The 23936-nt window shown below is 62.1% G+C and carries 19 protein-coding genes and 2 pseudogenes; 11 read left to right on the top strand and 10 right to left on the bottom strand.

Translation table 11 applies throughout. The features are described 5' to 3' along the window. The first annotated feature begins 142 nt into the window (after positions 1-142). Positions 143-289, top strand: a pseudogene (locus tag VHK65_14240) (alpha/beta hydrolase). A gap of 39 nt (positions 290-328) precedes the next feature. Here VHK65_14240 and VHK65_14245 read toward each other — a convergent pair. Continuing rightward, a complete protein-coding gene (locus VHK65_14245; GenBank protein HVS07304.1) occupies positions 329-976 on the bottom strand; it encodes a hypothetical protein in 648 nt (215 codons plus the stop codon). A 172-nt stretch (positions 977-1148) separates the two neighbouring features. Here VHK65_14245 and VHK65_14250 point away from each other — a divergent pair, with 172 nt between their 5' ends. Continuing rightward, entirely contained in the window at positions 1149-1583 is a 435-nt protein-coding gene (locus tag VHK65_14250; GenBank protein ID HVS07305.1) for a group 1 truncated hemoglobin, read from the top strand. Positions 1584-1738: 155 nt separating this feature from the next. After that, entirely contained in the window at positions 1739-2050 is a 312-nt protein-coding gene (locus VHK65_14255) for a DUF1622 domain-containing protein (GenBank protein ID HVS07306.1), read from the top strand. Between the two features lie 202 nt (positions 2051-2252). Here VHK65_14255 and VHK65_14260 read toward each other — a convergent pair whose 3' ends face one another. The 3 genes from VHK65_14260 to VHK65_14270 all read right to left on the bottom strand — a co-directional run bounded on the left by VHK65_14260 (position 2253) and on the right by VHK65_14270 (position 5378). Continuing rightward, positions 2253-2753 carry a hypothetical protein gene (locus VHK65_14260; GenBank protein ID HVS07307.1) on the bottom strand — a complete coding sequence of 167 codons (501 nt, stop codon included), beginning with the start codon at positions 2751-2753 and terminating at the stop codon, positions 2253-2255. Positions 2754-2835: 82 nt separating this feature from the next. Continuing rightward, positions 2836-4428 carry an ABC transporter permease gene (locus tag VHK65_14265; protein ID HVS07308.1) on the bottom strand — a complete coding sequence of 531 codons (1593 nt, stop codon included), beginning with the start codon at positions 4426-4428 and terminating at the stop codon, positions 2836-2838. A 5-nt stretch (positions 4429-4433) separates the two neighbouring features. After that, a complete protein-coding gene (locus VHK65_14270) occupies positions 4434-5378 on the bottom strand; it encodes an ABC transporter ATP-binding protein (protein HVS07309.1) in 945 nt (314 codons plus the stop codon). 456 nt (positions 5379-5834) lie between these two features. On the opposite strand from VHK65_14270, the gene VHK65_14275 reads away from it, so the two are divergent. Next, positions 5835-6086, top strand: coding sequence for a hypothetical protein (locus tag VHK65_14275; GenBank protein ID HVS07310.1), 252 nt, complete (start codon positions 5835-5837; stop codon positions 6084-6086). Positions 6087-7894: 1808 nt separating this feature from the next. Next, a complete protein-coding gene (locus VHK65_14280) occupies positions 7895-8068 on the top strand; it encodes a hypothetical protein (protein ID HVS07311.1) in 174 nt (57 codons plus the stop codon). Between the two features lie 71 nt (positions 8069-8139). Here VHK65_14280 and VHK65_14285 read toward each other — a convergent pair whose 3' ends face one another. Next, positions 8140-8763 (bottom strand): site-specific integrase, encoded by a 624-nt coding sequence (locus VHK65_14285; protein HVS07312.1) that lies wholly within the window; start codon positions 8761-8763, stop codon positions 8140-8142. 1780 nt (positions 8764-10543) lie between these two features. Here VHK65_14285 and VHK65_14290 point away from each other — a divergent pair. After that, positions 10544-14878: a DNRLRE domain-containing protein gene (locus tag VHK65_14290; protein ID HVS07313.1), complete on the top strand. Its 4335-nt coding sequence runs from the start codon at positions 10544-10546 to the stop codon at positions 14876-14878. A gap of 1086 nt (positions 14879-15964) precedes the next feature. Here VHK65_14290 and VHK65_14295 read toward each other — a convergent pair. Then, positions 15965-16666 carry a hypothetical protein gene (locus VHK65_14295; protein ID HVS07314.1) on the bottom strand — a complete coding sequence of 234 codons (702 nt, stop codon included), beginning with the start codon at positions 16664-16666 and terminating at the stop codon, positions 15965-15967. Between VHK65_14295 and VHK65_14300 the strand changes: the two genes are divergently transcribed. Further along, positions 16665-16952 carry a hypothetical protein gene (locus VHK65_14300; protein HVS07315.1) on the top strand — a complete coding sequence of 96 codons (288 nt, stop codon included), beginning with the start codon at positions 16665-16667 and terminating at the stop codon, positions 16950-16952. The two genes, VHK65_14295 and VHK65_14300, sit on opposite strands and share 2 nt — an antisense overlap. A gap of 203 nt (positions 16953-17155) precedes the next feature. Here VHK65_14300 and VHK65_14305 read toward each other — a convergent pair whose 3' ends face one another. The 4 genes and pseudogenes from VHK65_14305 to VHK65_14320 form a co-directional block, all read right to left on the bottom strand. Further along, on the bottom strand, positions 17156-18208 hold the full coding sequence (locus VHK65_14305) for a Shedu anti-phage system protein SduA domain-containing protein (GenBank protein HVS07316.1): 1053 nt from the start codon (positions 18206-18208) through the stop codon (positions 17156-17158). Between the two features lie 453 nt (positions 18209-18661). Beyond that, positions 18662-19096: an SRPBCC domain-containing protein gene (locus VHK65_14310; GenBank protein ID HVS07317.1), complete on the bottom strand. Its 435-nt coding sequence runs from the start codon at positions 19094-19096 to the stop codon at positions 18662-18664. A 118-nt stretch (positions 19097-19214) separates the two neighbouring features. Continuing rightward, positions 19215-19340 (bottom strand): annotated as a pseudogene (locus tag VHK65_14315) (hypothetical protein). 204 nt (positions 19341-19544) lie between these two features. Further along, positions 19545-20294, bottom strand: coding sequence for a DUF4386 domain-containing protein (locus tag VHK65_14320; protein ID HVS07318.1), 750 nt, complete (start codon positions 20292-20294; stop codon positions 19545-19547). 337 nt (positions 20295-20631) lie between these two features. On the opposite strand from VHK65_14320, the gene VHK65_14325 reads away from it, so the two are divergent. The 4 genes from VHK65_14325 to VHK65_14340 all read left to right on the top strand — a co-directional run. Then, positions 20632-20796, top strand: coding sequence for a hypothetical protein (locus tag VHK65_14325; GenBank protein HVS07319.1), 165 nt, complete (start codon positions 20632-20634; stop codon positions 20794-20796). A gap of 6 nt (positions 20797-20802) precedes the next feature. Then, on the top strand, positions 20803-21162 hold the full coding sequence (locus tag VHK65_14330) for a hypothetical protein (GenBank protein ID HVS07320.1): 360 nt from the start codon (positions 20803-20805) through the stop codon (positions 21160-21162). 54 nt (positions 21163-21216) lie between these two features. Beyond that, positions 21217-23517, top strand: a complete 2301-nt coding sequence (locus tag VHK65_14335) for a LuxR C-terminal-related transcriptional regulator (GenBank protein HVS07321.1) — start codon at positions 21217-21219, stop codon at positions 23515-23517. Positions 23518-23680: 163 nt separating this feature from the next. Beyond that, on the top strand, positions 23681-23936 hold a 256-nt coding region (locus VHK65_14340), incomplete at its 3' end, for a DUF4386 family protein (protein HVS07322.1).

The following is a 23936-nucleotide window of genomic DNA, read 5'->3' on the forward strand; positions in this document are numbered from 1 at the left end:
CTCGCTTCTATGGGAGCAACCAGGAACGTCAGCGGCAGCTGCCCCGCTGGGTGCGCTTCTACAATCGCTACCGACCCCACACCGCGCTCGGCGGCCAGGCTCCCACCTCAGTTCTTGTCAACAAGGCTGATGGGAACTACAGCTAGGCGGCGGAAAACGGGACGCACACCGGGACCGCTCAGGCATGACGCGCCACCGCCTGGCAATCCTTCCGGGACTGACGCACTATGACATCAACCTTAGCCCGACACTTTCGCAGGCTGTTACGCCGTTCCTGGAGGCCGTGTAGACAACTGCTTCGGAGCAGACCAGACGCTCGGGAGCAGTCTCAGTACACCCGACGGGTTTCAGATTCCGCTGGGTTCGTCTGGATCCTCAACGACCGACATGGGCGGTCAGTTTCCCCGCCGACGTGAGCGGATAAGCTGGCGAAGTGGGCCAGAACGACGTAAGCGAGATCGACCGTGCGATCAGCGCGCTCCAGGATCGGACTCGTCGGCGAATCCTGCTCGACTTTTATGTGAACCAGCCCGAATGGACAGTTGACGATGCTGCCAAAGCTGCCAGCGTGCACAGAACCGTCGCCCATGGACATCTCGAGCGCCTTGTCGCGCTCGGATACCTGGCGGTCGGGCAGCGCCGGGGAAAATCCGGCAAGCCTGCCAACCTTTATCGACTGGCTGGCCAACAGATCGATTTCAGCTATCCGGTGCGTCGATTCGCCCGCCTGGCTGGCCTTTTGGCGGAGGGCCTCCAAAAACGCGGTCAGGAGGGTATCGAAGCCGCCCGAGAGGCGGGCCGGCGCTACGGCGCGTCGCTCGTGAACACGCCGGCTGAGTCCCCGCAGTCGGTGCTGCGCGAGTTGGCTCCGCTGGGTGCGGACTACGTCATCGCCGATGATGACCAGGTCCTCGCCCGGAACTGCATCTTTCGGCAAGCCTGTGCCGTAGCCGGAGACGTCGTCTGCGAGCTCCATGCCGGACTGCTCGAAGGAGCCTTTCAGCAGGCGGGCCTCGCAGTGCGCACTGAGGCTTTGAGGAACTACGCGGAACGGGGCTGCGCGTACCGGGTTTTGACTACTTAGGCTACGCATGCTATAAAGCCTACAAAGGCTTGATAGTAGAAGATTGCCCGGAGGAGGTCAGCAGATGACTGAGAAGACTCTGTACGAACGGCTTGGTGGCGTCTTCGCAATTGCGGCGGTCGTTGACCACTTTAGCGACGCGGTTGTGCAGAACCCGATCGCGGGGAAGACTTCGAAGAACCCGGCCTTAAGGGAGTGGCACACGAAGAATCTGGGCAGATTGCCGGGCCTCAAGTTCATGCGAACCCTGTGGGTCTGCGCGGTCGCGGGCGGGCCTCTCCACTACACGGCCACAAAGCCGGGGGAAACTGAGGTAGGTCTTGAGGAGGCGCATCGTGATCTCAAGATCGCTCCAGAAGAGTTCGACGCCGTCGCGGCGGAGCTTGGGCGCACCCTTGACTTCTTCAAAGTGCCTGCGCGCGAGAAGGGAGAAGTCCTCGGCGCTTTCGCAGCGCACAAGAACGAGGTAACGACTGGCTATATGTACCCGGCCAGATAGCCAACCGGAGGCCGCCAACGGGGTATTCAGCCTGCCGATAAGGCCGGCAGACCCACGCCAAAATCGTCATAGCCGCCGCTCAAAGAGCGACGCGATCGAGGGCGCTGGCAATGAATTTTGTTGGAGTCGTTGAGGACATTGGGAAGGGAGTCGACGTGGCGGGGATCACGATCATTCTGGTCGGAGTCCTTGCTTCAAGTGTGCAATTCCTGCGTCGGCTGCGGAATGATGTCGGCCCTGCATATGGTCTCTACCGCGTGGGGCTCGGGCGTGCGATTCTCCTCGGACTGGAGTTTCTCATCGCAGGTGACATCATCCGTACCGTCGCCACCTCCCCGACATTTCAGAGCGTTGGTATCCTTGGGAGCATTGTCCTGATCCGAACCTTCCTTAGCCTTGCCCTCAATCTGGAAGTCGAGGGCCGCCTGCCCTGGCAGCAAGGGAGAAAGGCTGAAGCGGCCCCCTGATTGTCAAGGTCAGAGATTGCTCGGTGATTGGCTCCGGATCGCTGCGAGACGGTTGCCGTCGCCGTCGCCGTCAAGCACGCCCGAGGAAAGCCCGGGGGAACACAGGCTTCCAAAATCGGAATCGAAGGGTGAGAACTTAAGGCAGCCGCCTGATGTCCCTCTCGATCAGGGAAGGAGAGATCTGGGCATCATCGGGCAGCCCTCAGGACGGAGTGGCTTCAACCAGCAGGCTCCAGGAATTCCGCAGGCCCACGACGAACAGGATGATAAACACGTTGGCGGCATAGAAATCGATGACCTTCGGATCGTTCGAGCCCAGTTGCTGAAGGCTGCCAAATGCCAGGTAGATGTAGGTGAGCACAGGTCCGATCAGGAGCCAGGCGGTCTGCCAGAGGCGAAACTCGATGCGTCCGTGCAGCTTGTCACGCCAAACCGGGATCCACGTGCGGACCGCCCGGATGCCTCCGATGGTGGCGGCCGCGATCGCAACCAGCGCCTTTAACCGGGGCGTCGGCAAAGAGGTGGTGAAGAACAGTGATAGCGCAAAGATGACGGCGAAGATCGTGAACGTCGAGCGCGCCATCGCGTGCCGCCGGCCGACGGGCCCGCCAGTCGCCAGCGGCGGCCCGATCTGCACGGCAACAAAGAGCAGCCCGACCAGCGTCGCCGCGGCACCTGCAGATACGCCATAGAAGGCCTGCACGTCGCCAGCGTAACGCCACGAGCTGTCCCTTTGGGTGCGCCCATTTGTCACCATCCGACGCGGCCGCGAAGTGTGAGACTGGTCAGATCTGGCCGATATCGCGGCGTCGGAGTCCGAACAGGCCGGCCAGGGTGAAGCCGGCCGCGACCGCGGAGATCACGACAACGGGCAAGAGAGTCAGGCTCTGAGCGGGCAGCTGGGGTACGCGCTCGAACGGCGAAAGGTTCAGAAGCCAACTCGGGAGATGTAGGACTGCACCGAGGAATCCGGCGACGACGCATGCCGCGAGGATCGCCCATGACGCGCCGGCCCAACGGGGCACGAGCCCGATGAGTGCGATGGTGAGTCCGACCATCAGCCACATGGGCGGCGCGTAGACGAGGGGAGCGCCGACCAGGCGAGGAGCACTGTTCAGATCGCCGGCCGCGACGCCATAGGTTAGCCCGGTGGCCAGGCCGGCGACGCCCAGCAAGATGACGCTTCCTGCGAACGCCACCGTAAGGTGACTCGCCCCCCACCGCCAGCGCGATACCGGAGTCGCCAACACCGACTCTGCCCGCATCGAAGTCTCCTCGGTGCGCAACCGAAGCGCGGCCTGAATGGCGAAACCCGTGGCGAGGAGCGCCATGAGGCGGAAGGAGGCGGCGAAGTAGGAGTCCGTGAGGTTTCCACCTCCAGCACCGGCCAGTATTTCCGCAAGCGCCTTGTTCTGGCCGATGAAGGTGTCGACGGTCGGGCCAATCCAGCCATAGGCGATACCGGTGACCAGGACGCCGACACTCCACCCGAGCAGGACGCCCCGCTGCAGGCGGATGGCCAGCCCAAAGGGGTGCCCGAGGCTCCGCGAAGCAGTGGGCCTTCCTGGCCGGGCGGCCACGAGCCCTGCGCCGAGATCGCGCCGGGCGGCCAGAGCGCTGGCCGCGGCGACCAGGACTACGGTCGCCGTGAGCAAGAGCAGGAAGGGCCACCATCGCTCACCTGCGAATGGCCGCGCCTTCTGGGCCCATCCGATCGGAGAGAACCACGAGACGGTTCCGTCGCCGATATCGCCCACGGCGCGCAGCACGAAGGCTGCACCGAGCACCGCCCCCGCGGCGCCGTACACGACGCGGGTGTTCTCGGTGACTTGGGCCGCGACCAGGGCAACGCCGCCGAAGACCAGCCCGATCAGGATGAACGACACCCCAAACACCAACGACCCGGCCGCGGGGAGGCCATGGGCGAGCAGGGCGACGGTTGTGAGCACGCCAACTGCAACGTTCATAGCGGCCACCGTGAGCGACGCGGCAAGGGTGGGCGCGAGGCTTCCGACCGGAAGAGAGCGCATGAGTTCGAGGCGGCCGGCTTCCTCGTCGCCCCGGGTGAGCCGGCCGACCATGAATAGGCTCATGAGGGCCACCATCACCATGCCCCCTGCGCCGAACTGAAACGCCACTTGCCCGCCGACCGTGTTCAGACCCTGGGCGGGGCCATTGAACGCGATGGCTGCGGCGTTGTGTTGGGTGGCGGCAGCCGTTTGATCAAGAGCAGCCTGGGTAGGGAACAAGCCCTTGATGCCTGTTGCGGTGAGTGCCGCCAGTGCGACGATAGCGACGATCCAGACCAGGATCCGGATGCGGTCGCGCCGCAGGATGAAACGGGTCAGCTCGACGGTTCCAGTCAGCGCGGTCATCACTGCGGTCACGGTCTCGCGTTGCGATTGCCGTCGACGCGTTCGGGTTCCTTCGCCAACTCGTCGCCGTAGTGCCGCAAGAACAGCTCTTCGAGCGTGGGCGGATGGCTGACCAGGCTGCGGACCCCGAGCTCGCCGAGCCGGCGGACCGCAACGTCGAGGTGATCGGTGTCGACCTCGAAGCGGACGTGCTTGCCGTCGATCTCGAGGCCATGAACGCCGGTAAGGTCGGCCAGGCTCTCCGCGGGAAACTCGGTCTCCGCAGTGATCGACGTACGGGTAAGATGCCTCAACTCGTCGAGCGTGCCTCGCTCCGCCACCCGCCCCAGCCTGATGATGCTCAGCCGATCGCACAGCGCTTCGACCTCGGCCAGGATATGGCTGGAGAGCAACACCGTTCGTCCCTCGGTCTTCACCTCGCGAATGCAGTCCTGGAATACCGCCTCCATGAGCGGGTCGAGTCCCGACGTCGGTTCGTCGAGCAGGAGGAGTTCGGCATCAGACGCCAGCGCCGAAACCAATCCCACTTTCTGCCGGTTCCCTTTCGAATAGGAGCGGGTCTTCTTGGTCGGGTCGAGCTGAAAACGTTCGAGAAGTTCGTCGCGCCGCCGCCGATTGAGGTCGCCCCGCAACCAGCCGAACAGATCGATCACCTCCCCTCCAGACAGGTTCGGCCACAAACTAACCTCGCCGGGCACGTAGGCCAACCGGCGATGCAGCGCGACAGCGTCGCGCCACGGGTCGCCTCCAAGCAATGCGACCTCCCCGGCGTCCGCGCGGAGCAGCCCGAGCAACACACGGATGGTCGTCGTCTTGCCCGAGCCGTTCGGCCCGAGAAATCCGTGGACCTCGCCAGCCTCGACCGACAAGTCGAGACCGTCGAGAGCGCGCGTCGATCCGAACGTCTTTACAAGACCAGAAATGGAGATCGCCTGCGGCACGCCACCCATCATTGCACCAGCCCTAGGCGGACCACGTCGCAGAAGTGGGTCAGATTCATGGACGCCGGCCGGCTCGCAAAGAGCCGCTCAGGATCCCCGATCGGGACTGAAGACCCCAAAGAGAGGGGAAGATGCCGGACAACATCCAGGTCAACCCGGGCTTTCGCTCTGCGTACCGAGCGCGCACTTCTCCATCCGGGAGTATCTGTGTGGCCCCTCGGAGCGCTACCACATCACCGACATTTCCAAGGGCGCGATGACGGTCGAGCGCGCTGGTGTCGACAGGAATAGACGGTGGGATCGGTGGTACCCGCTTTTGGTAGATGAGCTGAACCTCGTCGCTGCGCCAGGAGCGCACATCTTCGCAGTCGGCGGAAGGTCGACACATATTTAAGCGACCGCTCCTTCCGGAGACGCCTCACCCAGGCAATCCACTATTCCCAAGTGATGCACTACTCACCCCAGGCGATGGCCCACAGCAAGAAGGGCATCGCCGATCATGAGGTCGAGTTCGAGCAGTTCAAGAGGTCACTGTCTCTTGACCGCGTGCTCGCCACTGCGAAAGCGCCTTTGACAGAGTCTTTACCGCCGTCGTTCCGGGAGGCGCCTCTGGCGCGACTTACGCCGGTTCACTTGTTCGAATCCGATCTCGAGCTCATCTTCACTTACAAGCTCGCGTTTGAAGCCATAGCAAAGCTACGACCGACGTTCGCGGGCTGATGGGCGATGAGCGACAGATCCGTCGCCAGGAAGATCCAGATGATTGCGCGACTGGACGAAAGGTTCATCGACTCTTAACAAGCCACGGTTCGGGACCGTGAGGGCCCCGGGTTCAAATCCCGGCCCCGACCAAAATCGAGTTCAAAATCGGTTTTTGCCGGCTCCATCAAGCGAGCGGGGTCACAGGGGAGGTCACAGATTTTTCGGCGACCCTCCTCGGGCGTCGGAGCTTCGACGATAGCGCGCATCGGGGCAGAGCCGGGCTCCAGGCGTCGGCTGCGGCCGTCGGAGCTTCTGGTGCTGACGGAGTCCGCACAGTACAGAAACGTGTGGGCTAGCCAAGTTCGGCTCCGTACCGTCGAGCTCAACCTCGACGTCTCAGTTGGATGTGGTCTGCGAACGGTACCCGGTTACCGCGAAACGGTCGCCCATCCCATTCCGGCAGACGTATCGCTTCGGCCGAACTTGGGCTTAAGCCGACTGCGCGCCTACTCGGCACCCGATTTGCCCATTCCGATTCACGGGGCCCTACATTATTGCCAGTGAGCGGGACTCCACCATCTGCGCCGTCAGAACGGACCCGTAGGTACCGGATCTATAAGACGGTCGGGATCGCCGGAGTCATAGCCCTCATCGTCACCTTCTCAGGCTGGCTCCCGAGTCCGCGCGAAGGTTGGATAAACGAATTCCGGGACGCTCTAGATCCGCATGTAGACGAATGGCTCCGGCCTGAGTTGTTCGTTCTCGCAATTGCATGGATTGCGCTCCTCTTGGCGGGCATTGGCTTCATTGCATGGGCTGCCTACCGCGGCGTCTCGTGGGTGCTGCACTGGCATGAAACCCTCTGACTGCCTGGCACCATGAGCGGCGTTGGCCGACCAGAACGATTCATCGTTGCGTGTCCCGTCATGGCGCTCACTACTTGTCTGCTCGCTCGCCGCGGTGTCTGCCGCGTGGGTCGTGGGGCTGCTGGGGCTGCTGAGGCTGCTGCCTTGTGGCGTGCAAGGCGGCCCATATGATCGTTTTCCGACCGGATCATTTCTGATCATTTCGTCGATCGGATCGGAAGTCCGTGATTTCGGCGTTCATGCAGGGGAATTTCACGGGCGGAGCTTAGCGCTGAGCCGGGTCACAGACGGTCGCAGAATGGTATTCGGCGCTCGAGCTCCAGCGGACGCTCAGCGGACGGTTTGCGGACGCTTGCCGGACGCCTGACTAGGAGCCGCACTCGAAGGCTGGCTTGAAATTGCGAGATCGTACGCGCTGGGCAGAGGGTGCCGCCGACACCCTCTGCCGCGTGAACCGTTACCGATTCTGCTACTGCAAATTTGAGATCCTTCGACAATTGTTTGCCGATCAAGGCCGTGCGGGTGATGGTCCGGTGAATAAGCGGGCGTCAGATGAACCACGATACCCTTCGCGGTCTTCCAGACGACCATGTCGACGCTGCCGTTGGGCGACCGCGATGAAGAGGATCTGGGCCGAGTGCCCACTAACTGATTGCAGCGCCTCGAAGCTGGGCCGCGGCGTAATACCGGTCCACGATTGTGCTGTTTTGAGTCGTTAAGCCGAGCCAAGACTTCGTCCAGCTGTCTCGATCATCTGCCCTCATCCAGATGAAGCTCACGACGAAGACTTAAGTCAACGCGGTCACCCATGCCCGTCAATCTCTAACGCCCGTGTGGACAGTTTCGCAGCGATCAGCGGGGGTCTGCTTTCGTTGGTCAGAAGGGCGAGCGCAGGTCGAAATCGCGGTAGAGGTCGCCCTTGTCCAAATGGACGTAGCGCATGACCATCACATAGGTCGTGTGCCCGAGGATGCGGCGGAGCCGCTCGATTTCGCCGCCGTTACGCAGGTACTCGGTGGCAAAGGTATGGAGGAACTTGTGTGCGTGGACCCGGAAGCCGATCCGTCGGCGGGTGCGTTGGAAGAGGTCGGAGACACACTCGACGTCGACCGGTCGGCCATCGCGGAGCAGTAGGAGATTCGGGCTGGTGCTGTCAGGGCGGACTCGGTTGACTTAGCGTAAGAGCTCGCGGCGCAGCCGGTGGCTTACCGGGACGCGGCGAAACTTCGCACCCTTCCCGCGGCGGATCTTGAGGAACATCGCCTCCCCGTCCTCCTCCACGTCCTCCAGTTCAGGGGCACAGAGTCGCCGAGCCGCATGCCAGTGCCAAGTAGGATCTGGACGGCCAGGGCGGACCACCCGGCAGACACTGCTTGGAGAAGAATCTCGAGCTGCGCGTTTGAGTAGGTCTCCATTTCCTTGACGGCGACTTTCGGTGCGCGAACTCGGAGCAGTGCCGAGTCGATGCGGTAGCCTTCGCGGACCGCCCAGTTGGCGAACGCCTTGATCGTCTGGAACGCGCCATGCACCGTGTTCTCGGCCAGGCCCCGCGCCTGGATGGCGGCGAGGTAGCCCTTGAGCTCTGCGGCGGTCAGCTGATCGAGAGTCCTGCCGGACCGTTCCAGGAAGTAGCCGTGGACATGCTTCCGATACCAGTCGATCGTCTTCGGGCTGCGACCCAGCACCTGAAGGTCCAGCAGCCATTCGCGCACCAGCGGCTCAAGCTTGGCCTCCGCACGACCGTCGGCGGCGGGCATCACAAGGGCGCGTGCCGCCTCGTGCTCGGGATCCTCGGCGATGGCAACTGGACGGTGCAACCGCTCCGGCACCGCGCGAGGTCTACCGGGTAGGCCGCGGTCGCTGCCGACCCGCAAAAACCCAAGTGGTGCCTCGAGTGGTCTCGCGTATTTCGTCGCCCCAGTGGTTTGCGAAAAACCCAGTGGTTTTGGACTTCTTCCCGACACCTTCACCTCTCCTTTTCGGCTGCCTGGCGCCTCCTTAGCAGCGCCCGGAAAACGCCGAAAACCGGCCCTTCAGCCGGTTTTCGTATTCAGCCCATCGCGAGAGGCGCCTTCGAAAAAGCGCCCCGGCGGAGGGAGAGGGATTCGAACCCCCGAAGGCTTGCACCTTAGTGGTTTTCAAGACCGGTTGCTTGTAGTTCACCAGCGTTCGTAGTCGTTCGCCAACGTTCGCCCTGTAAATGAGTCGCTGGTCTTTAGTCCGCTAACGTTCGGCGACGTACGCCATCGTTCGCCGCGGTTGCCGTCACGGTTGCCGTCACCCTGCGAACCTTGCCAGCATGTGGACTGCGGGCCTTGCTGATCCGAGACCCTGGCCAGCCACTCAATGATGCGATGCTGCCCGTGCGCCAACAGACTGACGCTCTTGGAGTGACGCGCTTGTTCACGCCAGGCAGGGCAGACAGCACTGGCGCCAGCTCCTGGAGGCGACGCCTCTCGGTCGGCAGCCGAAGTTCTTAATTCACGACCGGGATGCCGACCTTTATCGCAACTTGCCCGAGGAAATTGCCCTGGGCAAGGCGTTCTGCCATTTGTTAGCCGGCACGAGGTGGAGCGCCGAGGCACTGATGCCGCGGCTGTCTGCTTAGCAGCGCAGGCTGATTGTGGCGAGCTGAGTGCTCGGCCGACGCAATCCATTGACAGGCTTCCTAGCGATCGTGGATCCGCTTTTGTTATTGAGACACGTGGGGCGAGGCCACAGCGGCATGAGCGATCGTCCATAGCGCTGCGGCCTCCACTCGGTTGCGGATTCTGTTGCGATGACAGAAGTTTCGGACATGCATCTGCACGGTACGCGGCGAGATTCGCAAAGACGTCGCAACCTGCTTGTCGGAGAGGCCGATGATAAGCAACGCTAGCGTTTCACTCTCACGGGGAGTGGCGTGCATTCCTGCGTGATGGTCGCGGAGCCTGCGTTTGAGCCGGTCGATTCCTTCTGATTCGAGAGCCGTCATCCGGTTTGGGTAATCCAACGACTTCCCGGCCACCGCTCCGCCCACGGTCAGTTGATACGATCCAGCAGCCCTAGCCATCCCCTAGCCACCCCTTCTGCCGTACGAGTACTTGCTCAACGCTACACGCATGCCGCGGCATTAGCAACGTCTCCAATTAATGCATGCTCGTATGTTCGTAGGAAGTTTGCTCAACGTCCAAGGTGTCTCACTCTTCGCGAGTTCGCGGCGAGGTTGGCGCCCTGTTGAGAATCTCGCCGCGGAGTGCCCACGTGCATCGCGTAACCTGTGCCGAGCCCGGTGCGATCGATCGATGAGGTCTCGCCTCGACAGTCCCCGAGGGCCGCGACAGGGTTAGCGCGAGATCTGGAGTATCGGCCCCGCTGCCCTACGACGAGCAGTTCCCGACCCGACCTACGTAATTTCACCGTACGCATTTTTGCGGGCTTCCGCGATGCGCGGATGACACATACACTCCCCCTTATCTGAGTCGAAAGCCATCAGTACATGCATGACCTCCTGCTCAGAAAATCAATAGCAATCGACAAACGGTTTCGATCAGGAGGTCCGCAATGCGACATCACGGAGCAGCGGTTCTAACGGCGCTTTTGACGCTTCTGGTTCCTAGCGCGCAGTTGTTGACGGCCCAGTCCGCCGTAGCCGCGGTCAGCTCCACGACGAAGACCTTGAAACCCGACATCTTTTCAGCGGGCGCCCCTCGAGTCGGAGGCCGTTCCTCGGGGCCAGCGGCCGGGGCGCCAAGCGCGGGACCAGGCAAGGAGGTCGTCGCGGACCGGTCGCGCAACTCCCGGACGTTCGTCCGGGGAGCCAACTTCGAGACCCTGATCTACCCCGCATCGATCAACTACCGTGACGGGAAGGGCAAGTGGCAGCCCATCGACAATACGCTGGTTCCCAGCTCGATCGGCGGCTTTGCGTATCAGAACCGAGCGAACAGCTACACAGCCGCCTTCCCGAAGAGCCTGGAAGACGGCTCGATCCGCTTTGCCGGTGCCGCGGGATTTGTGGACTTTTCACTGGAGGATGCGCGCGGCACCCTCTCAACCACTCGGAATTCGGCAACTTATGCCAACGCGCTGCCCCATGTTGCTCTGGTCTATTCGGCGAACGCGGATTCCCTCGTGGAGTCACTTCGCCTCGATAGCCGAAAGGCCCGCAACAGCTTCACATTCCAGATCCGTACTGGCCCCGGGCTCACAGCGAAGCAGCTCCCGAGCGGCGCGATCGTCATCGTCGATGCCGCCGAGAAGGTGCAGTATGCCTTCCCGCAACCATTCATGTATGACAGCTCCAACACAGCCGCCGGATTCTCAAACGAGGTTCGGATGACGCTCAGCGCGAAAGATTCGGAAGGCCGCGACGGCCAGACCATCAAGGTGGTTGCGGACGCAGAGTGGCTCAAGAGTAAGGCGCGCAAGTTCCCCGTCGTGATCGATCCCAGCATCGGCACGAACCTGAACTTCTACGGCGGGTACGACTGCTTCATCCAGAATACGAACCCCAATACAAACTTGTGCAGCAGCGCCGCCTATTTGGGCACGGCCGACCAGGTCGGCTACGACGGATCATCCGTCAGCCGCACCTTGCTGTCCTTTCCCGTGCAGACCGGCTACCCCGATGATCAGATCGTCAACTCGAACATCCTGGACGCGGAGCTCGACCTGACCCTCGCATCCTCGTCTTCAACCGGAGCGGTGGCCGTGACCGCCAGCCCGATCACCCAGGCCTGGAATGACAACTACACGACCTGGAACAGCCGCGACAATGCGACCGCGTGGTCGGCGCCGGGCGCAACATTCGGCCCTGCCGTGGACACCGAGAACATCGGGCCCGCCGCGGGCTCGTATCGATTTATCAACCTTACGCAGACGATTCAGAACTGGGTCAGCAGCAGCACGACCAACTACGGCTTCCTCCTGAAGGCGAGTAACGAGGGCGCGGCCGGTCTGCTCAAGTTCGACAATCAGGCGTTCGACCCGGCCAATTCAACCGACCCCAACCTCCCCCATCTGCGCATTCAATGGAATAACTTCAACGGCCTGGTGCCCTGGTACAAATATGAGGCGCACAAGCTCAGCGATCGGATGAGCCTAGCGGTCAATGTGGCCAACGGCAACCTGGTCGTGCAAGCCACCGATCTAGCCATCAACGGGACCGGGCTTAACCTACATGTCAACCGGTACTACAACAGCCTCGCCGACGCGTCCGGCTGGCACATCGGCAACGGTTGGAACGTCAATGTCGGCTGCGACATCCGGTTGGACGTGGATGACTTTGACGGACTCACCTTCCACGGACCGGACGGCTATGCGGTGCTCTTCCGGCGCAGCGGCGCGACCTGGATAACCCCGCCCGGCCTCGACGCCACGCTGGTCAAGAACGGGGACGGCACGTACACCCTGACGTGGCACAAGAATGGCGAGCAGTTCAACTTCCAGACCGGCGGCTGTCTGCAGAGCATGGTCGACCAGAACGGCAACACCATCACGATGAGCTACAACGGCAGCGTGCAGTCGATCACGGACACACAGAACCGCCTGACGAACTTCACCTACGCGAGCCCGGTCAACTCCGACTACATCACCCAGATCTCTGATCCCGTAGGTCGGACGACGAACTACACGTACAACGCGAATGGCGACCTGACCACGTTCGGGGACGCCAACGGCAAGAACACCCAGTACGCCTACAACGCCAATGACCAGTTGAGCCAGATCATCGATCCGAACGGCAACACCGTGAACTTCAGCTACGGGACAACCTATCCGTACCAGCTAACGCAGATCGGATACCTCAACAGCAGTTGTGCCGGCGGCTCGTGCAACACGACCTTCGCCTATAGCTCCGTTCCGGGTGCATGCGATGCTTCAGTGAATGGAGACGCGGTTACGGTCAACACCGTGGTCACAGACGCGAATGGCCATCAGACGACCCATTGCCTCGACAACCAGGGCCACGCGATCCAAGTAATCGATGCGAAAGGCCAGAAACAGGCCACCAGCTACAGCTCGAACAACAACGTCCTGACTTTTTCGGACGCCGCCAATCCCAGAGATCCGACCGCGTTTGCCTACGATCCGACCACGAACAACCTGACCAGCGCGACTGAGCCGACCGGGGCGAACCAGATTTGGGGCTACCAGAAGCAGTCCGGCGACCCGGCCTACTACCCCGACACCTACGCCGACTCCCAGGGCAACGCCTATACGTATGGGTACACGAGCAGCAACCTAACCACCGTCAAGAACAACAGCAACGGGGCGACGTGGACGGCGACCGACAACCCGAATGGAACGGTCGCGTCGAACAAGGACGCGAACGGCAACGTAACGTCCTATACGTACGATAGTGTCGGCAACCTTACCCAGAGCACGTACCCTGCCCCGCTCGGCGCGGTCACCATGACCTATGACGGGCTGAGCCGGATGGTTACCCGGAGGGACGGCAAGGGCCAGCTAACGACCTACGGCTACGACACCCTCGACCGAGTGACTCAGATCACCTACTCGGACAACTCGACGATCGTGTCCACGTACGACAACGACGGAAACACGACGCAGTTGCAGGACAACACTGGTCTGAGCACCTTCACCTACGACACGATGAACCGACCGACAAGGAAGGTGCTCCCGGGCGCGACGACGATGACCTACACCTATGACGGGGGTGGGAACTTGACGTCGCTGCAAGATCCGGGCGGGACCGTGACCTACGGCTACGACGTCGTGAACGAGTTGATCAGCCTGCAGGAGCCGAACGGCAGTATCACGACGTTTGGCTACAACGCTGGTTATCGGCGGACCAGCACGACCTATCCGAACGGGGTGGGCGAGGCCATGACCTACGATACGTCGGAGCGGCTGACCCAGATCAAGGCGACCAAGGGCGCCAGCACACTCAACAGCTTCACCTATAGCTACTTGAGCCCCGTCACGACCAAAGACTCAGATCTCCGATGGAGCGTGACCGACGTCAACAACAACAGGACCAACTACAACTACGATGTGCTCAACCGGCTGACCAGCGCCAGCGGCCCGACCTCCTACACATACGGCTACGATGCCAACGGCAACCTTACCAACGACAACGGCGTGACCCAGACCTTCAACGCCGCGAACGAGCTGACGATGTCGGGGACCACAACCTACAACTTCGATGCTAATGGCAACGAAACCGGCAACAGCGCCGGCCTGAGCCTGAGCTACAACCCGAAGAACCAGACGACGGGTATCAACGGCTTGTCGATGACCTACACGGGCGCGACCCAGACCGAACGCGTTACGGCGGGGGGCACCAACTTCACCTACAACGTATTGGGCTGCGGCGGCGCCAGTACTGGAGTTGCCTCCGACACGGCGTACACCAGGGACAACCAGGGGCAACTCACGGAGGAGCGCCTTCCTAACGGGAGCAGTTACACGCCCTACTACTACCTCTTCGATGGTCTGGGTTCGGTTGTCGGCTTGACCGATAGTTCCGGAAACGTCGCCAATACCTACTCCTACGAGCCCTATGGCAAGTTTGCCAGCAGCACCGGCTCCGTGGCCAATCCATGGCTCTTTGCCGGAGGCTATCTCGACTCGCAGACTGGCCTGTATAAGTTCGGCATGCGCTACTACGATCCAGCAGTCGCCCGCTGGGCGCAGCAAGACCCGCAGGCGGGTCCGAGCCTGTACGCTTATGTCAACGACAACCCTGTAAACAGCGTCGATCCATCCGGCGCGGGTATTTTCGGCGATTGCTTAAAGTTTGGTCTTGGCGCAGCCATCGGAGGCGCAGTTGGCGGCGTCATTACAGGTGAGGTTGTGGCGATTTTTACAACGGGAGGCCTCCTGAGTGTTCCTTTTGTCATCGGGGCCGGCGTTGGCGGGTTCCTTGGCGGCTTTGCGGCAGGTTGCTTGGGCGCCGTCTTTGCCAATGTTGCCGATCGATGGGGCTGGTTTAAGTTCTGATCCTTGCATAACCTTTTGCTAACTGGGTTCTGGTTGCCGGCGCTGCCCGGAAGGAGATACGTCCTTCCGGTGCGCGCCGCGCGTCCGATTCGGTCATTTCCCTAGAGATGATCAAAGGATTTCAAACGTCACCTTTGGTGCAACACCCGTGGGCCTTCTCAACGATCGCAGCGATCCTAACAGGAGGTTTCCTCGGGGCCGGGTACCTTATCATCGGCCATTCCATACGAGCGTCCGCACTAATTGGTTTGGTGGTAACGGCCCTCATGTTTGCCTGGTGGGTCGGAATACTGATGGTGTATCGAGCAGTCTTCTTACCACGGCGCGGCCAGAGTAACAGGCTAGACCCTTGACGCGATGCGCCCCGGGCTGGTCTTCTGGGCCGTGCCCGCGTGGGCTTGTGATCCTGATGGGTAAAGGCTGACATCGGGTACCACTTCCAGGTCATTCCGTCCGACGCCAGCTTAGACGTGTGCGGATGCGGCGCCGCTACCGCGTCCATCCCCAGGACATCCATGTAAGTGGGAAGATCGCCTCAAGCCGACCCGCCGCCTGATCTCGCGTCGGTAGTTCGGCGCCGATGCTCATCAGCGCATTGTCGGACCGCCGAAACGCCTCGGCCAAGGTAGCCTCGAGATGGACCTGGCCTGCTCGAGAAACCGCGCCCCGATTATGGGGGGTTCAACTTGAATGCCTTACCCTCCCAGGCTGTTGACGATCTCGGCCTGGCGGCCAAGATTGAGATACTCGCCAGCCGATCCGGGCCCTTCGACCGGTTTTCGTAGTTAGCCGTCGCGAGAGACGCCTTGCAAAAAGCCTCTGGCGGAGGGAGAGGGATTCGAACCCCCGAAGGCTTGCACCTTAGTGGTTTTCAAGACCGTATTTTTCCGTTCGCCAGCGTTCGCCACAGTTCGCCAACGTTCGCCCTGTATATGAGTCCTGGCCCGCTCGTCCGCCAACGTTCGCCAACGTTCGCCATAGTTCGCCGCGGTTGCCGTCACGGTTGCCGTCACCCACGGGCTCGATGACCACCTTCATCTGGACGATGGTCGAGGTAGCAAAGGCTGCCGTCTGGAGACTTGCCCCTTAGCGTCGCGCGTACACAAATAACCGATCCTTGGAGGAAGGCCATCGAGGGACGGGTGCTGCCTCGATGCGCCACCAGGACCGCCGCAGCTGCGCCTGAAAGCCCTCACTCCCAGGACCTTCCTCGCCCGGTTCACCGACCACCGCGACGTGCTCGCCCGGATAGGCGAGCAGCGCCGCTTCGTCAAAACCGCTCCATGGATCCGGCCAGCACAGCAGCAGCGTTCGCTCAGCATGGCGCCGAAGGACCTCCGGCCCGCCTTGCAGGACCTCCGTCCAGAGCGCAGGCTCCGCGCGCTTCGGCTGCGGCCGAGCCACAATCGCACGCGTACCGCCGCGCCGAATCTCCGCCACTATGGATGGACGGAACCAGGAGCGCCACGAGTCACCCATGACGTCGTAGGCGACGATATCGACGCCTCGCTCGCGCAGGCAGCGGGCCCAGTATCCCGTGCCGGCACCGATTTCGACGAGCGGCTCGTACCTGGCGAGACAGTCGAGCGCGTAATTGCCTGGGACTCCGAAGGCGTACTTGCGGCTGAGATGGTCTCTAATCTGCAACCTGTTGTTCTCGTCGTCTCTCCAGCACGCGATTATTCGGTGCTCGGACGGGTCGCTACCCAGCTCGGAGCAACAGATCCAGCCACGAACGCGCGAGCCATTCGCAGCGGCCCATTCCTCGAGGTATGGATTCCAAGGCATGGCCAAGATGCTAGAGAATCGGACGCGGCCACGCCCCTTGAATCCCCGTGTCAAGCTGGGTCAATTGGTCAGGTCTGGGGGCGTGCTTTACGCCATCAACGGGATCGCCGCCGGCCTCCAGAACACCGGCAAGTCACCGTTCCCCTACGGAGGTCCGGCCCCTGTCACATCGGCTGGGCTAGGTCGAACTGGAGGCCGGACCAGCCCGGACCTTGGCTCGGCCGGACCCGGCGCCGCCACCCAGACGAAGGTCTTGCCGTTCAACCACCGCGTCCGGCGGAAGTAGCGGGTCACCTGGGCGCCCGCGGCCGGCACGGCGCGGTCGTTGACCAGGTAGGGCGAGCTCGGAGGCTCGAGGATCTGCCCCCGCGGCGGCGTGCTGAGGTCCTGGCCCGGCGTGGGCTCCCAAACGCGCGGGCCATCTTGCCCCGACGCAGCATCAGGGAGCCGTCGGCGGCACTCACCGGCACCAGCGGGATCCCAAGCAATCTAGAACGGTGTGTCCAAATCGTCGGCGGGTTGGGGACCTTCTGCCTCGTCGGACTCGGTAACAATTTCGAGTAAGCGCTCCGCCTGCTTGAGCAGGAGATCAAATGTTATGACCGTGATCTCGGTCAGTTGGGCGTTCAGGGAGACGAGGGCCTTGGATTGTTCGTCGTTCCAATTGTCACTCCGGCCTATCACGATAGTAGCGCGAGGATGGTGGGCGATGATTTCAGGGTGGTCGCGCAGCCTGGTTGTCGCCAGCTGTTCGAGGTAACGGGTGGATTGCCCGATCGCTGCAGCAGTGTGCCGACTCCAGTAGTAGTTTCGATGCGTCGAGTCGTACATCAGTACTGGCACGTCCGGCCGTTTGAGTTCAACGATGTCCCGATACCCGATCAAGGTGGGCAAGAGAAAGTCCACCGTGTCCCCTACAGCGATGTCCCGAACTTCATCCGGTTCTTGATAGGTAATGCCGAAGGCCCAGCCATGCCTTCGGCACCACTGCTGATAGACGGTCTCCTCTGACACGCCGTTGGCGAGATAACCTCGGAGCTCGGCTACTGCTTCGGCAAGCCCCCGCAGCCGCAGGTTGGCGCGCAGGGCGCTGAGCAACTCCTGGTCGAACTCCGACGCGGCGAACCGTCGAGCAATCTCGGGATCATTGAGGACCCGCAAGAGAGCATTCGCCACGGTGGTGGGAGCAACGCTACCAATCTTGAACTGGCCTTCGATTGGAACGATCAGGTAGTCGCCAGTTGGGTGGCCGGCGACTTCTGCCAGATGCGGAAGCTGCTCAAGAAGTCTGAGAGTCGCCGCCTCATCGAGGTTGATCTCCTTATCCGGTCGCACGCTGGTCCGGACCCCGACTTGCTGGCAGATCAGCTTGACGATAAGCCCGGGCGGGTGGTTCGCGTGTTCGATGAACATGGGGACCAGAACGATTCTGGTTTCCCGAGTCTCGTGCAGAACGATCTGATCCACATAGTCAACACGGCCGCTCCGTGCGGGCTGCTTGCGAAGCACAGTCGGTGATGGCTGGTTGGTTTCCTTTGCCAAACCGGTCCCCATTTTCTCAGTTCCTTGGCGGGAGCCGTTAGTGCAGCTCCGCCCCCTTAAGAAGCCATAAAGGTTTCGTCCAGATTCGCGATCATCTGCTTGCTGGGAGTCACTTGAGGAACGGGGGATATACGCTTTCTTCGCCGGATAATGGTTTCGGAGCATGGTCGCGATCGCCACCTCCACTACCGCCAATAGCTGGCAGTCGGGAAGGTTGCCCGCCCCACTCGGTGTGCGGTAGCGTTCACGCCGCGGTGGTGGCTCGCGAGGGTGACCGGGACGAGCGTCGTGGTCGGGCCGTCGGGCAGGCGTCAAGTAAAACTCCAGGAATAAGGCGACGTGTCGTCTGGAGGAGGAGTTTTCGGCTCTTAGGGCAGTGGCAAGTCAGGCAGCAGCGCAAAGGCGAATCCCGTCAGGAGTGCGCCCAGAGACGCGCGGGCTAGCTGGCGAAGCTCAGCCTGCCGCCTCGGCACGTTGCTTGAGAGCTTCGTTCATCTTCAGAAAGCCGCGCTCGGTATCGCGGAGCATGCCGGCCAGGAATGGAACGAGAATGCCGGTGAAGACTTCACGCTGCCGAAACACGCTCCGACCGCCACCACCTGCTTGAATCGTCAGCGTGTGCTTCCCGTCGAAGACGCCGGGAAGCAGAAGCCGTCCCAACCAGCCCAACTGGTGATTCGCGTCGGCTTCCAGCACGGTCGGCTTGAAGGTGGTTGGACCGTGGCCCGGAGGTTGGATCGTCACCTCGAGACGGGTTCCTACGATCGGGGACCCTTCCACGCGACGGATGAAAGGGTTCCAGTCCGGGAAGGCGCCAAAGTCGGTGAGCACATTCCAAACCCGCTCGGCGGACGCGGCGATCTCGATTTGCGTATCGACGGTTTTCATGATTTCCCTTCCTTTGTTGGTTGTCGACTCACTGATGAAGAGAGAGCACCGGAGAGGCCCGCGACGACCATCAGGTTCTCGCGGCCCGACAGGTAGGGGTAGAAGCCGGGCGACTCCATCAGGGAGCCGATCCTGGCCAGTCCGCGCGGATCGATGGGCCCGTGGCGGGCGACGGTTGCCGTTCCCGAGGTCGGCCGGATCCAGGCGGACGAGCATTTTCAGGGTCGTGGTCTTCCCTGCGCCATTCGGACCGAGGAAGCCGTTGACATCGGCACGCCGCACGCTCATGTCAACGGAGTCGAAGGGTAGGACTGCGCGGCCAAGTCGCTTGCTGAGACTGTGGGTCTCGACGATCGGGGTGTTTTCCAGGGGCATCACGCCCACCTCCTATGTCCAATGTCGCCGGGGGCCGGGAAGATTCCCGGCCCCACTCGATATGTAGTAGCGGTCATCCCGCGGCGGGAATGCGCTCGACTGGCTTTGGGGTCTTCACGCCAATCACGAGCAGGTATCCAAGCGTCCAGACCTCCGCGATTATTGACGGGATGGTCACGTAGCCATGAATCGCTTTGCTAACGTCGGGGACCAGGAACGCCGCGAGCACGTCAACCAGGTAGCAAGCGCCCGCAACGATGAGCACGACGCCCAGGGCCTTGGGGAACCACCCTGACTTGAACGCGAGATACCCCAGTGGCACCAGCCACAGGCCAAAGAAGATCGACGCGATGAGGAGCCCGTAGTGCTGGGCGTCTACCAGGAGCAACGCCAGGGCATTCGAACCCGCGGCGCCGAAGCCGCCCAGGTTCACGGCACCGGTTGCGACCCGCATACCCTCAAATTCGAAAACCGCGTTGAGCATCGTGATGCCGGCCCCGATCGCGCTGAGTACGACCATGGCGCGCGCCGCGCTCTTGTTCACGTGCTTGAGCAGCCGATAAAGGGTCAACGCGACGAAGACCCAGACCGTCGCCTGGAACAGGTCTGAGACGACGCCGATACGCACAAGTCCTGAGTTTGCAATGAGGTTCCCGGCCGTCTTCACCGCATCGCCCGCGACGTAGATCTTGGGGTACAGAAACCCCTGGGCAAAACCGCCGAAGATTCCGACGAGCAGGTAGAGGACGCCGGCGATTCTCGCGAGGCGCTTGGGTGAGGTGATGTCCGTGGAACCGTTCTTGTCTTGGACGGTAGGCGCCATCGTGCCCCTCCTACTTGTGGTCTGCGTTATGGTCGACATGTTGTCCTCCTTGACTTTTGTTGTCTGCGGCAACATCAGTCTGGAGAGGTACGGATCGGCCGGCATCGGCCCCAACTCGTAGTCCAGTACGTATCTTTGGCCACCTGCTAAGGACTCGCAGGCATCACCTCGGTTCCATCAAACGGGGCCCCGGCCTGTACGTGAGCGCTTCAAGCGAAGCGCTGACTCAGCCAACGAGTACGTATTGCTTTACGAGTCAGCAACGATTTCCTGATCTCTGCTTGCTCCTAGTCTGACCTCGAGGCCGCTGACAGCGGCCACCCAGGAGGAAAGGACGATGAACGAGCTAAACCGGGAAGACGCCATCAGAGGGAACGCACCTGCACCAGTCGCCTCACTCGATGCGCAGCTGACGGAGCTGATCGAGTTCGTCTGGACCTGCGAGGCCGCCGCTCGGCGAGAAGACCACATCGACGCAGTGATCAAATACGGTACCAACTGAGCATCCATGAACTCGGACTCGCCGAGCGGCGGGGCTCAATCCCGGACAGTCGCCTCCGCCTGGGAGGCTCCAGCCGGTGAGCTGCGCCTCTTCCTGGTGGAGCGTCGGTTGCCGGCCATCACCGAGCGTGGCCTGGCGATGCTGCAGGCCGCACTCGTGGAGGCCAGCTGCCGCTTCGCCGCCCGGGGCGAGCCGATCCGCTATCTACGCTCGACCTTCGTGCCTCGCCAAGGACAGCTGCTCTCGCTCTTCGCCGGCAGGAGCCTTGAACTCGTTCGAGCGGCTAACGAAGCTGCCCTTGCCCCTTTCATCAGCATTGAACCAGCCTTCGACCTCCCCGATCCGAGCCGATCGACGGCGGAGTAATCTGCCCTTGCTGTGAGGAATGGGGGCGCCAAGCGTCGGCCGTCGAACCTGCCGGTGGAACTGACCAGCTTTGTGGGGCGCCGCCAGGAGCTACGGGAACTCAAGCGGTTGCTCACGACCACCCGGCTGCTGACGCTGACGGGCACCGGGGGCGCCGGCAAGACTCGACTCGCACTCAGGGCAGCCGGGGAAATCGCACGTGGCTTTCCCGACGGCGCCTGGGTCGTGTCGTTGGGCTCGATCCAGGATCCACTGCTCGTCAGTCAAGCGGTCTTTACGGCGCTCGGCGCGCATGACCAGTCAGCCAGCTGGTCTCTCACCACCCTTGCGGATTACCTGGCCGGCAAGCGCCTGCTGCTGGTGCTAGACAACTGCGAACACCTTCTGGACGCCTGTGCGATCCTGGCCAGCACTCTCCTCAAAAGCTGCCCGGACCTGCGACTCCTGGCCACCAGCCGGCAGGCTCTCGGAGTGGCCGGCGAAGTCAGGATGCCGGTACCGCCGATGTCGCTGCCGGGCAAAGGTGACGAGGCGCTGCTCGAGCGGCTCATGAACTCTGAGGCCGTCAGGTTGCTGAGCGAGCGTGCAGCTGCTGTCGTTCCGGGCTTCGCTGTGAATGCGGAGAATGCGGCGCCGGTGCTGCAACTCTGCCGACGGCTGGACGGGATCCCTCTGGCACTCGAATTGGCGGCCGTCCGCCTGGGCGCCTTGAGCCTCGACCAGCTGAACCAGGGGCTGGCAAGCCAGCGATCGATCCTGGGTGGCGAAAACCGAGGCGCCGAAGCGCGCCAGCAGACGCTAGAAGCAACCATCGGTTGGAGCTACGGCCTGCTCGAGGCGGTAGAGCGGCTGCTCTGGGCCCGACTCTCGGTGTTTGCAGGCGGATTCGACGCTGAGGCTGCGGTCGAGGTCTGCTGCGACGAGGGAGTGCCGTCAGATCGGATGGTGGAGTTGCTTGGGGCGCTTGTCGAGAAGTCAATCGTGAAGCGCGACCTGAGGAGCGGGAACGCGCCTCGTTACTGGCTCCTAGAAACGATTCGGCAGTTCGCCAGCCAGCGCTTGCGCGAAATCCACGAAGAGAGCAGCACCCGAGAGCGGCATCTGGAGTGGATCGCCGGACTGGCCAGATCGATTGGAGCCTTTGACAGCCGCCAGGTCGAGCTGTTCAAACGCATGTACATGGAGCAGGACAATCTCTGGGCCGCCCTGGAGTTCTGCCTCAGCGAACCCGGTGGGGCCTCGCGTGGCGCCGAGCTCGCGGAGCACCTACTGATTTACTGGACGTGCCGCGGACCGTTTGGTGACGTGCGCCGAGTGATGACATCGCTCGCGGAGCGCGCACCAGAGGATTCTGCTGCTCGCGCCCACCTCCTCCGCGCGGCGGCCGCTATGGCCAGTAGTCAAAGCGACTACGGTGCGAGTGTTTCGCTCGGCCGCGAAAGCCTTCGCATCGGAACACAATTGAAAGACTCGACGGTCATGGCCCTGTCTCTAACCTGGCTGGCGATTCCGCTCGCGGTCGAGGGCAATGTGGCAGAGGCACTTGAGGCCGCCGAGTCTGCCGTGTCACTGGCCCGGCTGATCCAGGCTCGACCGATCGAACTGGTTGCGACCACCGTCGTATGCAATATCTTGCCGCTGGTTGGTCAACCGGAGAGGGCCATCAAGCTCGCTGAACAGGGCCTTACGATCAGTCAAGAGTGCGGCGAGCTATATGCCCGCGGCTATTTACTCATGGCCATGTCTCAAGCCCACTGGCTGCAGGGCGAGAGGCAGCTCGCGGAGGCCCAGGCTCTCGAAGGTGCCGCATGCAAGCACGCCCTTGACGATCGGCCGGGGCTGCAAGCGCTCCTCGAAACCGTTGCCTGGATGGCAGCTGAGCGCGGTGCGCATCAGCGCGCGGCCACGCTCCTCGGCTGTGCCGAGCGTGTGCGGCAGTCGAGCGCCATCCAGTTTCAAGAGGGATTCCGCCAGACACACGAGCGGTCGATGGCACTCGCACTCGGAGGGCTGGGCCAGAGGCTATTTGACGCCTCATACGAGCGCGGCCTCACGATAACGATCGATGATGCGATGGCCTTCGCGGTGGAGGAAAAGCTGCCGCCGCGGCCGGTTGCCGTCAAAACCGAAACTCAGATTCCGCTCACAAAAAGGGAGTTGGAGATCGCGCGCTTGATCGCAGACGACATGAGCAATCACGAGATCGCGACCAGACTCTTCCTCTCCGAGCGAACCGTGGAGACGCATGTTACCCACATGTTCAATAAGCTCGGCTTGAACTCGAGGGTCCAGCTCACCCGCTGGTTAGCCAGCGTCAGCGGCGCACAGTCAATTATGGCGGGGAAAAACCTTTAGCCATCGACCAATGGATTACGAAGACGTGCCGCTACGGATCAGCCCTGGCTCTTCTCGCTGGTCTGGAGGTAAGCCGAGAAATCACCACATCGAGTTACCACAGGTGGTGATGCTGCGCTCGCTCGTCGCCAACTGCTGACCACATCCAAGAAAGGAGTTCACGATGGATTCAACCCGGAAGACCGCGCTCGTCGTAGGAGTGCTGTTCATCCTCACGTTTGTCACCTCGATTGCCGGGGCCCTCGCCTACGGACCTGTCCTGAGCGATCCCAACTACGTCAACGGTGCGGGCGCCGACACCCGCGTGTTCGTGGGGGCGTTCCTCGAACTGCTCCTCATCATTACCAACATCGGCTGTGCCGTCGTGTTGTTCCCGCTGCTCAAGCGGCAGAACGAAACCCTGGCCCTCGGCTACGTCA

The sequence above is a fragment of the Candidatus Dormiibacterota bacterium genome (genome assembly GCA_035544955.1).
In the GTDB taxonomy this organism is placed as follows: Bacteria; Chloroflexota; Dormibacteria; order CF-121; family CF-121; genus CF-13.

Coding starts and splice junctions, on each gene's coding strand:
- VHK65_14245 (HVS07304.1), bottom strand. CDS start 976: ATGGAGCTCGCAGACGACGTCTCCGGCTACGGCACAGGCTTGCCGAAA.
- VHK65_14250 (HVS07305.1), top strand. CDS start 1,149: ATGACTGAGAAGACTCTGTACGAACGGCTTGGTGGCGTCTTCGCAATT.
- VHK65_14270 (HVS07309.1), bottom strand. CDS start 5,378: ATGATGGGTGGCGTGCCGCAGGCGATCTCCATTTCTGGTCTTGTAAAG.
- VHK65_14275 (HVS07310.1), top strand. CDS start 5,835: ATGGCCCACAGCAAGAAGGGCATCGCCGATCATGAGGTCGAGTTCGAG.
- VHK65_14300 (HVS07315.1), top strand. CDS start 16,665: ATGGCCAAGATGCTAGAGAATCGGACGCGGCCACGCCCCTTGAATCCC.
- VHK65_14295 (HVS07314.1), bottom strand. CDS start 16,666: ATGCCTTGGAATCCATACCTCGAGGAATGGGCCGCTGCGAATGGCTCG.
- VHK65_14310 (HVS07317.1), bottom strand. CDS start 19,096: ATGAAAACCGTCGATACGCAAATCGAGATCGCCGCGTCCGCCGAGCGG.
- VHK65_14320 (HVS07318.1), bottom strand. CDS start 20,294: ATGGCGCCTACCGTCCAAGACAAGAACGGTTCCACGGACATCACCTCA.
- VHK65_14325 (HVS07319.1), top strand. CDS start 20,632: ATGAACGAGCTAAACCGGGAAGACGCCATCAGAGGGAACGCACCTGCA.
- VHK65_14330 (HVS07320.1), top strand. CDS start 20,803: ATGAACTCGGACTCGCCGAGCGGCGGGGCTCAATCCCGGACAGTCGCC.